This is a genomic window from Duncaniella dubosii (assembly GCF_004803915.1).
GTDB lineage: Bacteria > Bacteroidota > Bacteroidia > Bacteroidales > Muribaculaceae > Duncaniella > Duncaniella dubosii.
Genome location: NZ_CP039396.1, coordinates 2,948,037 through 2,962,662, shown reverse-complemented (window position 1 = coordinate 2,962,662; position 14,626 = coordinate 2,948,037). Strand labels below are relative to the sequence as shown.

Annotated in this window: 13 protein-coding genes; 3 read left to right on the top strand and 10 right to left on the bottom strand. The window is 45.5% G+C overall.

The genetic code is table 11. From position 1 onward, the window contains the following. Positions 1 to 9 precede the first annotated feature (9 nt). The 3 genes from E7747_RS13260 (at position 10) to E7747_RS13250 (ending at position 2,763) form a co-directional block, all read left to right on the top strand. The gene (locus E7747_RS13260; protein WP_136416470.1) at positions 10 to 1,443 is read left to right on the top strand and encodes an alpha-amylase family glycosyl hydrolase; all 1,434 of its coding nucleotides are present in this window, start codon (positions 10 to 12) and stop codon (positions 1,441 to 1,443) included. A gap of 212 nt (positions 1,444 to 1,655) precedes the next feature. Then, complete coding sequence (locus E7747_RS13255) at positions 1,656 to 1,874, top strand: winged helix-turn-helix domain-containing protein (protein ID WP_136416468.1); 219 nt, start codon at positions 1,656 to 1,658, stop codon at positions 1,872 to 1,874. A gap of 136 nt (positions 1,875 to 2,010) precedes the next feature. After that, entirely contained in the window at positions 2,011 to 2,763 is a 753-nt protein-coding gene (locus E7747_RS13250; protein WP_123614764.1) for a glycosyltransferase family 2 protein, read from the top strand. 18 nt (positions 2,764 to 2,781) lie between these two features. On the opposite strand, the gene ruvC is transcribed toward E7747_RS13250, so the two are convergent. The 10 genes from ruvC to folP form a co-directional block, all read right to left on the bottom strand. Then, the gene (ruvC, locus tag E7747_RS13245; RefSeq protein ID WP_136416466.1) at positions 2,782 to 3,342 is read right to left on the bottom strand and encodes a crossover junction endodeoxyribonuclease RuvC; all 561 of its coding nucleotides are present in this window, start codon (positions 3,340 to 3,342) and stop codon (positions 2,782 to 2,784) included. Beyond that, entirely contained in the window at positions 3,339 to 3,650 is a 312-nt protein-coding gene (locus tag E7747_RS13240) for a DUF4286 family protein (protein ID WP_136416465.1), read from the bottom strand. The genes ruvC and E7747_RS13240 overlap by 4 nt, the downstream gene beginning before the upstream one ends. Before the next feature lie 38 nt (positions 3,651 to 3,688). After that, positions 3,689 to 5,131, bottom strand: coding sequence for a carbon starvation CstA family protein (locus tag E7747_RS13235; RefSeq protein WP_136416463.1), 1,443 nt, complete (start codon positions 5,129 to 5,131; stop codon positions 3,689 to 3,691). 24 nt (positions 5,132 to 5,155) lie between these two features. Then, the gene (locus E7747_RS16795) at positions 5,156 to 6,112 is read right to left on the bottom strand and encodes a C40 family peptidase (RefSeq protein ID WP_136416461.1); all 957 of its coding nucleotides are present in this window, start codon (positions 6,110 to 6,112) and stop codon (positions 5,156 to 5,158) included. Between the two features lie 149 nt (positions 6,113 to 6,261). Beyond that, on the bottom strand, positions 6,262 to 7,041 hold the full coding sequence (locus E7747_RS13225; protein ID WP_228449170.1) for a TatD family hydrolase: 780 nt from the start codon (positions 7,039 to 7,041) through the stop codon (positions 6,262 to 6,264). Between the two features lie 10 nt (positions 7,042 to 7,051). Continuing rightward, positions 7,052 to 8,014, bottom strand: a complete 963-nt coding sequence (locus tag E7747_RS13220; RefSeq protein WP_123614759.1) for a polyprenyl synthetase family protein — start codon at positions 8,012 to 8,014, stop codon at positions 7,052 to 7,054. A 97-nt stretch (positions 8,015 to 8,111) separates the two neighbouring features. After that, a complete protein-coding gene (rnr, locus tag E7747_RS13215; protein WP_136416459.1) occupies positions 8,112 to 10,367 on the bottom strand; it encodes a ribonuclease R in 2,256 nt (751 codons plus the stop codon). Between the two features lie 93 nt (positions 10,368 to 10,460). Then, the gene (gene gyrB, locus E7747_RS13210; RefSeq protein WP_123614757.1) at positions 10,461 to 12,404 is read right to left on the bottom strand and encodes a DNA topoisomerase (ATP-hydrolyzing) subunit B; all 1,944 of its coding nucleotides are present in this window, start codon (positions 12,402 to 12,404) and stop codon (positions 10,461 to 10,463) included. 193 nt (positions 12,405 to 12,597) lie between these two features. Beyond that, complete coding sequence (gene cdaA, locus E7747_RS13205) at positions 12,598 to 13,374, bottom strand: diadenylate cyclase CdaA (RefSeq protein ID WP_123614756.1); 777 nt, start codon at positions 13,372 to 13,374, stop codon at positions 12,598 to 12,600. Positions 13,375 to 13,383: 9 nt separating this feature from the next. After that, positions 13,384 to 14,160: a dihydropteroate synthase gene (gene folP / locus E7747_RS13200; RefSeq protein WP_262710045.1), complete on the bottom strand. Its 777-nt coding sequence runs from the start codon at positions 14,158 to 14,160 to the stop codon at positions 13,384 to 13,386. Positions 14,161 to 14,626: the final 466 nt, after the last annotated feature.

Below are 14,626 nucleotides of genomic sequence, written 5' to 3'. Positions count from 1 at the left end.
TTATCTAAAATGAAACACTTTTTCTATCTTGCCGTTGCCGGGGTAGGCATATTTGCTTCTTGTGGCAATGGAAATGACACTAAAGCGACTGCCACGACAAACGACGATGTCATACTTCACGCATGGTCTTGGTCGTTTGACACTATTGCAGCCAATATGAAAGATATTGCCGAAGCAGGTTATGCGTATGTACAGACATCCCCTGCCAACACATGTTATATCGGAGAAAACGGCGGTCTTGCATTATTCTCTCAGCCCGGAGATTCAGTCACAGGCAAGTGGTATTACTATTATCAGCCGACAGACTGGAAAATAGGCAACTATCTTCTTGGCGACCGCAATCAGTTTAAAGCCATGATGGACAGTGCAAATAAATATAATGTAAAAGTCATTGTCGATGTATTGCCCAATCATACAGCCATAGACCATACCGCGGTTCTTCCGGCTCTTGATGAAGCAGTCGGCGGTCACGACAAACTTTATCACGCCAACGGTTTCACTCCTATAAAAGATTATAACGACCGTTATCAGTGCACCACAGGGGAAATGGGCGGCCTTCCTGATGTAAATACTGAAAACCCGGACTTCCAGCACTACTACATGACCTATGTCAATGACCTGCTTAGTCTTGGAGTAAAAGGGTTTCGTTACGACACGGCCAAACATATCGGCCTTCCGTCCGATCCGCTCGATAGCCTCGCTGCCAGAAATAATTTCTGGGACGTGGCGACAGGTCGTGAAGAAGTCAAAGGGCTCAGGCTGGCAGTGCCTGCCGACTCGTTGTTCATCTATGGCGAGGTTCTTCAAGACAAGAATGTCAAGGAGTCCGAGTATGCAGAATATATGGATCTGACGGCAAGCGCCTATGGCCATGCACTACGTACGGTTCTCGACAAAGCTGATTTCAATGCCGATTCACTTCTTAACTGGCATCATCCTGTTGACGGCAAGCATCTTGTCACATGGGTAGAATCACACGATACGTATGCCAATGAGCATGAATCTGCGGGGCTCACGGACGAACAGATACGCATGGGATGGGTATTCCTGACCGCACGTCAAAATGGCACTCCCCTCTTTTTCAGCCGCCCGGCCGGAAGCACACGTGAAAACTATTGGGGCAACAACCGTGTCGGAGCTCGCGGAAACGATGAATTCAAACATCCGGAAGTCGTGGCGGTCAACAAATTCCGCCGTTCTATGTCCGGGCAGCCGGAAACAATTGCAACAGCTGACAACGGAGCTGTAATAGTTGTCAGCCGTGGTAATGCCGGAGCTGCGATAATAAATCTTTCGTCAGAGCCCCGGAATATCAGCGGAGTTGATACGACCTTACCTGATGGAGACTATACGGATGCAGTCTACGGCAGTTCCTTTAAAGTCAACAGTGGCAAACTAAGCGGACAACTCGAACCCCTGACCTCCTACCTGCTCTATCGTTAAAGCAAGAGTATTCAGAATCACACAAGGCATTGACGCATAAAGCGTTGATGCCTTGTGAACTTTTATGTGATTAAATTTGTTAGCAAAATAGTAATAAATTTATAAAAATAATTGTAAATTTGTAACGCAACGTTTTAGTTAATCTATTGTCAATCTACAAATCGCATAATAACCCTGACTGATTCTAATCAATTTACTAAAAATTAAAGACAATGAACACTGACACTATCGGCAACAACGCAGGATGCGTATGGGGCGCCCTTAACGAAGCGGAAGCACTTGACACAAAGCAGTTGAAAAAGATTGCTAAACTAAAGACTGAAAAGGAACTGTTCGCAGCTCTTGGCTGGCTCGCACGTGAAGGAAAAATAAATTTCATCGAGAGCGAGGATAGCAAAGAACTCATAATCTCTCTCCTACAAGATAAGTAGACCTTAAGCCGTGCTTTTGCACGCTTTCCCCAATAACAAAACTCTTGCCGGATTTTTCGGCAGGAGGTTTTGATTAACCCTATAAAAGACTCACCCGTCACGTTATTGAAATAATCCTATTCGTCCACAAAGCTATATGAATCCATTATTTTCAATCATCACTATTACTTACAATGCTGCTTCCACCATCCCGGCAACATTGCGGAGCGTGGAAGAGCAAACATGTAAACTTTACGAATATATTGTCATCGACGGGGCATCGACCGACAATACTGTCAGCTTAGCAAAAAATGCGGACATCAATAACATGACAATAGTTTCCGAACGTGACAGAGGTCTCTATGATGCAATGAACAAAGGTCTTGGTCTGGCAAAGGGCGATTATGTTATATTCCTAAATGCTGGTGATGCCTTTCATAATCCAAACACATTGCAGTTGATAGCTGACACGGTCATGGACAATGATTATCCGGGTATAGTCTATGGCCAGACTCAGATTGTCGATGCCTCACGCCGTCGGCTCGGAGACCGGCATTTGAAAGCGCCGTCCATATTGACACTCGACAGCTTCAAAGACGGTATGGTTGTCTGTCATCAGGCATTCATCGTGTTAAGGAAACTCGTGGACAATTATGACACACGCTATAGATATTCAGCCGACTTTGAATGGTGTATCCGCTGTCTGCAACGCTCCCACCGCAATTGCTACATAGACCGTATTCTTATAGATTATCTCTCCGAAGGTGTCACCACTGCAAACCATAAAGCCTCCCTTTGGGAACGCTTCAAAATCATGTGCCATTATTTCGGAGTCCTCCCTACTGTCCTACGCCATGTCAAATTTTTTATCCGCAATATCAAAAGGAAAAAGCAAAGGAAAGACATTTGATCGATGCCTTTGACTCCACTATTTCACTCTATCCGGATTTTTAGCGATAAAATCTTTCCATGATTTAGGACCAGCCAAAGAGACCGGTCTTGATGATTCATAATGGTGACACAGAGCTGCGGCTAAAGCATCGGTCGCATCAAGTTCGATGTCAAGTTTTTCAGGAGCGATATCCAATATCCGTCTTAACATTTCGCGCACTTGCTCCTTGCTTGCCGCGCCATTGCCGGTTATGGCCATTTTTATCTTTCTTGGCTCGTATTCCGTTATCGGTATGTCGCGAGAGAGTGCTGCTGCCATTGCTACTCCCTGCGCTCGACCTAACTTCAGCATTGACTGCACATTTTTTCCGAAAAACGGAGCTTCAATCGCCATCTCGTCAGGAAGAAATTGCTCAACAAGTCCTAACACACGTTCATGAATCCTGAGCAAGCGCAAATAGTGGCTGTCGAATTTATTCAGTTTCACTACACCGAGCGCTATCAGCTCCGGTTTCTTACCATGAATGCCAAGTATGCCATAGCCCATCACATTAGTGCCGGGATCGATTCCAATTATAATCTTATCGTGGGTTGTCATTTCAATGATAAATTTTCCATGTATGTAGTGAAGAACACTACTCCTTCGCCAAATCGCTGATGAAGTATGGCACGAAGACGAGCTCCGATATTGTCATGCCACTCCACAGCATCCTCTGCTGTTGCAGCCTCAAAGCTGACAGCATAGCTGACACAATCCTCCTGAACCTCAATTAGCAACGCTGCAAAACGAGGAGAAGCAAGTTTACCTGACGCAAGCGCCTCGGGGATATAGACATTCCGTACCCAAGTCTTAAAGTGCTCATCCAAACTCACATGCACATGGAAACTTGTATTCAAAATAATCATAGTCTAATATTTCAAATGTTTTCCGTTTTACAAAAAAATTAAATTGCAGAACTCTCTTCCGGTATAATAACTTTCTGATTGACGCGGATATTGGCTAATAGCCACAAGCCGAGTGTTGTCAATGCCGAGAGAGCAAAGGCTATTATACGATTCTCTATTCCAAAGAACTGAGGAGAGACAAAGACAAAACATGTCACAACGAATGTCATTGACACCGCCGGAATCAACGCTACCCAATAATTACGTTTTCTTCGGGCAAGCCAGACATAGATAGTCCACAGAACCACGGCCGCAAGCGACTGATTGGCCCATGCAAAATAGCGCCATACAATGTCAAAGTTAATCAACGTGATTAAATAACCGGCAATAAAAAGCGGTATGCAGACCGCAAAACGCTTCAATATCGGACGCTGGTCAATGTTAAACATATCGGCGACAATAAGTCGTGCGCCACGAAATGCAGTATCGCCTGACGTTATCGGCGCGACCACAACTCCAAGAAGAGCAAGAATCGCGCCAGCTTTGCCGAGCGTCGTGTTTGAAATCACATCGACAGCCCACGCTGCATTGCCCCCGTGTTGAGCGAGCTGCTCTCCAAGTAAATCCGGACCATTAAAAAATGCCATCGCAATGGCCGCCCATATCAGGGCTATGATGCTTTCGGCAATCATTGAACCATAAAATACGGATCTGCATTTCTTTTCATTCGTTATGCAACGGGCCATCAGCGGCGACTGAGTTGCATGAAACCCAGAGATAGCTCCGCACGCTATAGTAATAAACAGAGTCGGTATTATCGGCAGTGCTTTAGGGTCAAGCTGGAAATTATGAAGTGTCGTCAGTTCCGGAATCCGGTACTCACCAGTCATCAGTACTCCAAAAAGGCCGACAGCCATTGCGACAAGTGCGATACCGAATATCGGATAGACTTTACCAATTACCTTATCCACCGGTAGCATAGTGGCAAGAATATAGTAAACAAGAATAATCCATACCCATATATTCTTCCCGACTGCAGGCACCATGCTTGACAGCAGCGCTGCCGGGCTGAGAATGAACACAGCACCGACAAGCACCATGAGGATTATTGAAAAGACCCTGACCACGGCCCGCGTTGAAACACCGAGATATATTCCGATTATCTCTGGTAAACTTCGTCCGTCATGGCGCATAATCATCATGCCGGAAAGGAAATCGTGCATAGCTCCGAAGAAAATTCCGCCGAGAGTTATCCAAAGGAAAGCCACCGGGCCGAAACAAGCCCCGAGGATAGCCCCGAATATCGGGCCTGTACCAGCAATATTAAGTAACTGTATGAGAAAAACGCGCCAACGCGGAAGACGAATATAATCAACGCCGTCTTCCAGACGTTCGACAGGGGTCTTACGTTCAGTGTCGACATCTGCGAGCTTTTCAAGATATCGACCATATACAAAATATGCAGTGACAAGCAGTGCCAAACAGACAAGAAATGTAATCATGCAATAAATTAAGTCTATAGTAAGCTATTTGATGTTGAAATACCACGGATGGTTTATCATCCTGACTATCCCGGGTGTGTCCTCCATTCCGACGATACGCGATGCGCCACGATAATATCTTTTTGAGAAATCAGGATCATCATCGCTCATACGATTGATCTTTACGAGTCCTGACGAATGTATATAGCGCCCGTCAGCATCATAAAGCGCAACATGTGAAATGCGTCCGTCAGGTGTATTAGAGAAGAAAAGTAGATCTCCTCGCTTCAATGCGGTGAGATTTTCAGGTTCAATTCTTTTTCCAATTCCGATTTGCTGACGCGCATCACGCAATGTCAGGATTCCACAATCAAAGTAAACAACACGAACAAGCCCGGAACAATCCACGCTTTTTGTCGAGCATGCTCCCCAGAGATATGGAGTCCCTGACAGCCAATATGCAGTTTCCATTGCCCTATCCATATTGAACGGACGTGACGCCCAATCTTCAGCTTTGATGAAAGCCTTAGAATCTGCATATCCGCTTCGGCCATCCGGAAGTGTCACAATTACAGTACTGTCATTGATCAATCGGCCTTCGACTATTGATGTCAGTACAAGTTCGCTGATTACATCGGAAGGTTTGCGTTCGTCTGGAGACACGTATATTTTCACTTCTGGCCGAGACACAGAAACCAAACGTGACGCGCTACGCCAGTGTTCCATCGCGGAATCCGATTTGACAGCTACGCTTGAGATATTCATATATCCGTTATAGCCCTCTGGTGTTTCAATCAGAAGCCATTCACCATCTGTCTCAAGTACACGCAGAGGCGTTCCCATAATAGCTTGAGAAGTCATCTCTGTTGAGTGTCCTTTACCATCACGGATACAAGCTACAGGTATACGCACTTGCGCCCAATTGTCATTTGCGACAAGAGCAAACGGGAAAATAGCGGAAAGTATAAAAAGGATGGATTTTAGTGATAATTTAAAGTTCATTTGCAATTTATCAGAGTTTATTCCGTATATCCGAAGTCACAAAATTACAAAAAACAGACGACAAGTTATATTCAAAAGGCTATGAAATGACACAATATAAGTATTAAAACCTCCATTTTTGAAATTTTTACATGGTGAATTCAATCAATCTAACACCCAATGCGGTCAAACAACCGCTGGGTATTATCACTTGTCACACGAGAAACATCCTCTACGCTCAGAGAAAGAATTTCTGCGACACGTTCAGCTGTCTTCACGATGTATGCACTCTCATTTCGTTTGCCTCTGTATGGGACTGGCGCAAGATAAGGAGCATCGGTCTCAAGCACAATACGTTCAATCCCGATTTCGGGCAACACTTCGTGAAGCCCGGAATTCTTGAACGTGACTATTCCGTTGATTCCGAAGTAGAAGTCCCCTATCTCTCGGATGGCATTTACATCCTCTACAGAGCCGCCAAAACTATGGAAAACGGCCTTTGGTTTTAAATTTTTTGAGGATAATACCTCAAGTGTCTCTCTCAGACCGTCACGACAATGGATTATTACCGGCAGATTTCTTTCGATAGCCCAGTCAACCTGCATCGAAAATGCTTTCATCTGCTCATCTTTAAATGTCTTATCCCAGTAAAGGTCAATTCCAATCTCACCGACAGCAATATAGTCGTCGAGATTGGAATCTAATTCAGTGCGTACAATTCCGAGATCATTTTCCCAGTTCTCCCCTATTTCTGTCGGATGAAGTCCCATTGCCATATATGAAGCCTTCGGGAACATCGCATGAAGCTCTTTCATCTGACTGATAGTCGAAAGGTCGACATTTGGAAAGATCATCTTTGTCACGCCTGCCTGAATGGCGCGTGTGACTACCTCTGTCTTTTCCAAAGCAAATTCGTCAAGATAGAGATGTGTATGTGTATCAATCAGCATGTAATACAGATTACTTGTTACGCGTCGCTGATTTCAGCGCAAGATCAATAAAGAACGAGCGTGCCTCCGGCTGCATATTAATCTGGTCAAGGCATGCTATTGCCGAGTCAATATAAGCACGGATAAGTTCGTGTATTCTGTCGGGAAGCCCAAGAGAATCATATACGCCACGGATTTTCTCTATTTTCTCTTCCGGGTTGTCATTCTTACCGATAAGAGATTTCACGATGCCTTTTTCATCTTCCTTCAAAGCCATGATAAGCAACCATGTCTTCTTATCGTTAAGAATATCGCCACCGATTGCCTTGCCGAATGTCTCTGGATTGCCGTAAGTGTCAAGATAATCATCCTGAAGCTGGAATGCAAGACCAAGATTGACACCATAGTTGAAAAACTGTAGCTGTGAGTCGAAATCAGCGTCGGCCATGAGTGCACCCATACCGCATGCACAACCCAACAGGACAGAAGTTTTTAATCTTATCATCTCCATGTATTCTTCAACCGTTACATCAAGACGGTTTTCAAAATCCATGTCATATTGCTGTCCTTCGTAGACATTCATTGCTGTGCCGTTGAACAGGTCGAGGGCTGACGCAAGATGCTCACCCGCTTTGATTGCAAGCAGCATTGTAGAAGTTGTAAGCATTGCATCGCCTGAAAGAATGGCAGTTTCCATATTCCAGCGTTTGTGGACGGTAGGACGTCCGCGGCGCACGTCGGCGTTGTCCATCACATCGTCATGAAGAAGCGTGAAGTTATGGAACATTTCAATCGCGATCGCCTGATGCACAGCCGTCATCGGCTCCTTGCCCATCGCATGGCACGCAGCAAGAGCCAAAACCGGGCGCAGACGTTTCCCTCCGCAGTCGAGAGTATAGCGTATAGGATCATAAAGTCCAGCAGGACGTTCAGGAAGCCTCAAATTGGCAATCGCTTGATTTACCATTGCCAGATATTCATCAAATTCTTTCATTTAGTCACTGTATTTTCGTTTGTGTTTGCAGCGGCCGATGCTGATTGACATCGGTCGCTGCAATAGTTTTTATCTGATATTAAAATATTCTACTTTATTATCTACGACGACGTTTCTTCTTTCCGTGGTTATTGGACAGAGCTTCGGCCACAGTCATCTTTTTCCCAAGGTCATCTTCTCCTTCTCTACGCAAAGTCTGACCTTTGTCATCGAGAAGTACAAAATCGAGCTGTTTCTTTTCAAGATCCGCACGTGCAACCTTGATGTCGACATTATCGCCAAGACGATATCTATGATTGTATCTACGACCGACAAGGCAATGATTCTTCTCGTCAAAGTCATAATAGTCATCGGCGAGATCACGCATTGGGACGAGGCCTTCACACAAGTTATCATTAAGCTCGATATACAGTCCCCATTCCGTGACACCAGAAATAATTCCGGAATATGTCTCTCCGATATGTTCCTGCATGTATTCGACCTGCTTGTATTTGATTGACGAACGCTCTGCCATTGCGGCTGTCTGCTCCATGTCACTGGAATGCTTGCACTGATCCTCAAGTTTCTGAAGATTGACACTGCGCCCTCCTGCCATATATCGTTCGAGCAGACGATGAACCATCATGTCTGGATAACGGCGTATGGGTGAAGTGAAATGCGTATAATAATCAAATCCAAGACCGTAGTGGCCGATATTGTCTGTGGTGTAGACGGCCTTAGCCATTGAACGGATGGCAAGTGTAGCCAGATAGTTTTCTTCGCCACGTCCTTTGACCTCGGAAAGCATCTTATTAATAGACCGATTGATTTCCCGGGGTGTGCCTGACGCTTTCACCTTATAGCCAAAGGCCCTGGCGATAGCTGAAAGATCGGCAAGGCGCGTCGGGTCAGGGACATCGTGAACTCGATAGACAAAAGCCTTGGGCTTTTTCTTTTTCTTGTCCTTTGGTTTTCCGACGAAAGTCGCAACCGTGCGGTTGGCAAGCAACATGAATTCCTCAATCAGCTTATTGGCATCCTTTGCGACTTTAAAGAAGACACCGAGAGCCTTTCCATCATCGTCAATATGGAATTTTACTTCTGCACGGTCAAACTCTACAGAGCCATTCTCATAGCGTTGACGGCGCATAATTTTCGCAAGCTCATTGAGTTTCCGGATTGCTTCAACACAGTCGCCAAGGCCAGTTTCTATGACTTGCTGGGCTTCTTCATAGGCAAAACGACGGTTCGATTTAATAACTGTTCGTGCAATCTTCGAACTGATGACTTTCGCGTCATCATCCATATGGAAAATAACAGAGAAAGCAAGTTTCTCTTCATCCGGGCGCAATGAACAGATACCGTTACAGAGATGCTCCGGCAGCATCGGTACGACACGGTCAACCAGATAGACTGATGTTGCTCGTTTCTGTGCCTCACGGTCGATTATGGTATCCGGCTGAACATAGTGTGTCACATCTGCGATATGGACACCGATTTCGTAGTGGCCATTCGGCAGTACCCTGAATGAAAGGGCATCATCAAAATCCTTCGCATCTGCCGGATCGATTGTAAACGTAAGGACATCACGCATATCAATACGCTGGGCAATAACCTCCTCTGTTATTCCAGCATCAATTTTATCAGCGGCTTTCTCAACAGCTGAAGGATATTTATACGGAAGTCCAAATTCTGCAAGTATCGCATGGATTTCAGTGTTGTTCTCACCTGTACGGCCAAGAATGTCAATCACTTCTCCACTCGGATTTTTGCAGTCTTCTTTCCATTCGACTATCTTTACCACAGCTTTATCCCCCGTACGTCCACCTTTGAGTCTGGATTTAGGGATGAAAATATCAGTAGCAAGATATTTTGAATCAGTCAGCAGATATGCGAAATGTTTGTCAACTTTCAATGTGCCTATGAAAGTCTGATCTTTCTTTTCAATAATCTCCACGACCTCGGCTTCCGGTTCAGCGCCTCGACGGTGGGCAGCGATGCTGACACGCACCTTGTCTCCGTTGAGGGCTCTCATCGAATTGCGCTCGGCGACAAATATCGTTTCGCCATCAGCATCTGTAATGACAGAATTCTTCCCATTGCTCCTGCGCACAAAGATGCCGGTAGCTTCATTACCACGCTGAGGAGATTTATATTTACCGGGTGACACTTCAATTATTTCGCCATTGAAAGCCATTTCCACCAGCAGCAACGCAATATTGCGTTGCTGCGTAGCGGTTGTAGCTCCTATGGCATGTGCCACTTGCTTATAATTATATGTGTTATTCTTTTGCTGCGCAACAAATTCATTCACCTTCTTCATGAGGGCAATATTGTTTCGCGAACCGGCAACTGCATTCTTTGATTGAGCCATAAAATATGAGGTGAGTAGAAATTGATATTTATTTTATGAATAAACGTTTAGATTGCCTAAATCGTTTAAACAGCCGTGAAGTGCAGAGAACGATTATGCGTCGATATTCGCATAGTTGGCATTTGCTTCTATGAAGTCGCGACGAGGAGCGACATCTTCACCCATCAGCATGGAGAATATACGGTCAGCTTCAACAGCATCACTAATGGTCACCTGTTTAAGCAAACGCTGCTCCGGATCCATAGTGGTGTCGCGGAGTTCTTCAGCGCTCATCTCACCAAGACCTTTGTATCGCTGCACTTTGGTTTTCTCACCATTGATGGCAATGAACTGTTGTACCTGTGCATCTGTCCAGCAATATTCTTCTTTTTTCCCTCGAATCGAGCACTTGTAAAGCGGCGGAGTCGCAAGATAAAGATAGCCCTGCTCGATAATCGGACGCATGCGGCGGAAGAAGAAAGTCATGAGAAGTGTTGCGATATGGCTACCGTCGACATCCGCATCGGTCATGATGATAATCTTGTGATATGCAAGACGCGAAAGATTGATAGCCATAGGATCTTCCTCCGTTCCAATCGTCACGCGCATCGCACGATAGAGGCTTGTGATTTCCTGATTGTCAAGAATCTTGTGATCCATCGCTTTCTCCACGTTAAGAATCTTACCACGAAGCGGGAGAATGGCCTGAAATGTACGGTTACGACCCTGCTTTGCCGTTCCGCCTGCCGAGTCACCCTCGACAAGAAACAACTCGCAGTCTTCAGCATGGCGAGAGGAGCAGTCGGCAAGCTTTCCGGGGAGACCGCCTCCGGCGAGCGGAGATTTGCGCTGTATTTTCTGACGGGCGTTCATCGCGGCATGACGGGCCTGTGCAGCAAGTACGATTTTATCAACTATCGTACGGGCCTGACGGGGGTGTTCCTCAAGATAATATCTCAGAGCCTCGCTTACAGCCGCAGATACAGCACCCTGAACTTCGCTATTGCCGAGCTTAGTCTTTGTCTGGCCTTCAAACTGCGGTTCGAGCACCTTGACAGAGATTACAGCGGTAAGGCCTTCGCGGAAGTCATCGCCTGACACTTCTACCTTGCATTTTTCAAGCAATTTGTTGTCCTCGGCATATTTTTTCAGAGTGGTTGTGAGGCCACGACGGAAACCGGTGAGATGTGTTCCACCTTCAATCGTATGAATGTTGTTGACAAAAGAATACACATTTTCATTATATGTATTATTATATGTCAATGCAACTTCGACAGGTATGCCTTGCCGCTCGGTGTTGAGATGGATAACATCATTGATAAGCGACTCCTTGTTCGAATCAAGATATAAAACAAACTCGCGAAGACCGTCGCGCGAATAGAACGTCTCAGTACGTGGATTGCCTTCTGCGTCGAGTTTTCGCATATCTGTCAGAATCAGCGTGATTCCGGCATTGAGGAACGCAAGGTCTCGCAGACGGTTTGCAAGGGTATCGTAGTCATACTCTGTCACGGTGAAAATAGAGGCATCCGGCAGGAATGTCACTGTAGTTCCTGTCGTGTCGCTTTCGCCTATGACCTTTAACTCCGAAGTGGGTTTGCCACATGAGTATTCCTGCATGTAAATTTTACCGTCGCGACGGACTTCCGCACGAAGATAGGTCGAAAGCGCGTTGACACACGACACACCCACGCCATGAAGACCACCGGAAACCTTATAAGAGCCTTTGTCAAACTTACCACCGGCGTGCAGAACGGTCAACACGACCTCCAGAGCGCTTTTATGCTCCTTCTCATGCATGTCTACCGGAATGCCACGACCATTGTCGACAACAGTAATAGAGTTGTCCTTATTGATCGTCACCTCAATGTGTGTGGCATAGCCTGCGAGGGCTTCGTCGATAGAGTTGTCGACAACCTCGTAGACAAGATGGTGAAGTCCTTTGAAACTGATATCGCCAATATACATGGCGGGACGTTTTCTTACGGCTTCAAGTCCCTCAAGCACCTGAATATTGCTGGCGCTATACGCCTCTTCGCGTTCTTTGTCTTCTGACATAGTCTGGTTAAAAATGATTTTCTCGAAATAGTTTCACAATTCATATTGCCGCCAATGTCTGAATATCATAGTTCCATTGACAGGCGACAAGCTTTTGAGCAAACAAAATTACAAAATTTCCTCCACACCAACAAACGGCAGACGCAAATAAATCGCGCCTCGCGCACCAACGTCGCCGTGCAATAGGGGGCTATCAATCGTTAGCCATCGCCAACGAGAGACGATGTTCAAGCTCGGTGGAGCTCAGACGCGTAGTAAGCGAACCTCTGTGTGCCACTGAAATATTACCTGTCTCCTCCGATACGACTATGGCAAAGGCATCTGTCGCCTGCGATATGCCAAGCGCAGACCGGTGGCGCAAGCCAAGTGCACGCGGAACATTGCGGTCATGGCTCACCGGCAGGATGCAACCGGCACTCCTTATGCGGTCATGATCAATAATCATGGCCCCGTCATGTAGCGGTGAGTTCTTGAAAAATATATTCTCTATAAGACGTGAGTTTATATCCGCATCAATTATGTCTCCGCTTTTTTCATATGACTCCAATGGGATTTCCTGCCTGATCACAATCAGCGCGCCCGTCTTTGTTTTCGACATGTTCATACAGGCATAGACTATCGGCAACACGTATTTGCGTCGGTCTGATGAGGAATCGCCCTTGTCATGACGAAACAGATTTTTAAGAAAACGCCATCGCTTATGGTCGCCAAGCTCTACAAGGAAGCGTTTTATCTGGTCTTGAAACAATATGACAAGGACAAGAAGACCGATTCCCATAAACTGGTCAAGAATCGAACCAAGCAATTTCAATTCAAGAATCTGAGATGTAAGCACCCAGACCACAATAAAAGCGAGCACACCAAAAAAGATGTTAAGAGTGCCACTTTCCTTCATTATTCTATATAGATAGTACAAAAGGAGGGCAACTATCGCTATGTCAAAAGCATCTTTTATGCCAAAATGATCCATAACTAATTTTTAGAGAGTTGACATTTCATATAGCTTCACCGCATATGCGGCCTCCTTTACATCGTGGACTCGCAAGATGGCAGCCCCGCGTGTAAGTGCTATGGTATTAAGGGCCACAGTCGGAGCAAGAGCCTCTGCCGGAGTAATGTTAAAAGTTCGCGTTATCATTGATTTGCGTGAGACACCGACAAGCACAGGGCACCCGAGTGCGTTGAAACAATCAAGATTGCGCATAATTTCAAAATTCTGCTCCGTTGTCTTGCTGAAGCCAAAACCGGGATCAACTATCACGTCCGACACACCAAGCAACCTCAATTCCCGCAGTTTGCGCGACATATTGGCTATGACATCAGCACAGACATCGTTGTAATCAGTCATTGTCTGCATGGTGGAGGGAGTGCCACGCATGTGCATCAATATGTAGGGTGAGTGCATATCAGCAACTGCCTTGAACATATCACGGTCAAGATCTCCTCCCGAAATATCATTGACAATATCAGCTCCCAGCTCTTCAATTGCTTTACGGGCCACGCAGGCACGGAATGTATCAACCGACACGAGTACCTCGGGTGCGACCGACCGCAAGACATCCATTCCCACCCTAAGACGTGCGACCTCCTCTTCCGGTGAAACGTCTGCCGCTCCCGGACGCGATGAATATGCGCCCACATCTATGATATCAGCGCCATCAGCCACCTGCCGCAGAACCCTTTCGGCAATAGCGTTCTCATCCATCGCGCGAGAACCGTCAAAAAACGAATCAGGAGTGACATTTACAATCCCCATCACCAATGGGCGGGAATAAGAGCGATACTCTCCTCGTATATTTAATGAAAAGGGTTGAAACATATTGATATCAGAAATGAATTGCAAACTTATGTTTTGACCTGCGAAATTAACAAAAATCCGCATCATATCCAAACTCTAATTCCACTGCTTTTTCGAGACAAATCATATAAACGACAATACGACCTCTCCTCACGGAGAAGTCGTATTGTTGTCTTAGCAATAAGACTCTACAAACCTAACATAAAAACACATTTACTATTATGCAATTCTTCTCATATAACTAATGAATTTACGCTAAGATACTAACAATCTATACTAACCCTAAAACTAAAAATATGCAAATTTGTTATTACCGTAGTTGATTAAAGAGCGAAGCATCGATTGTGCTTCGAGCATCTTTTCATTGCAAAATTATAGCTATTTCTTCACCTCCACAAGGTATAAAATCGGAAATTGAGGAAAT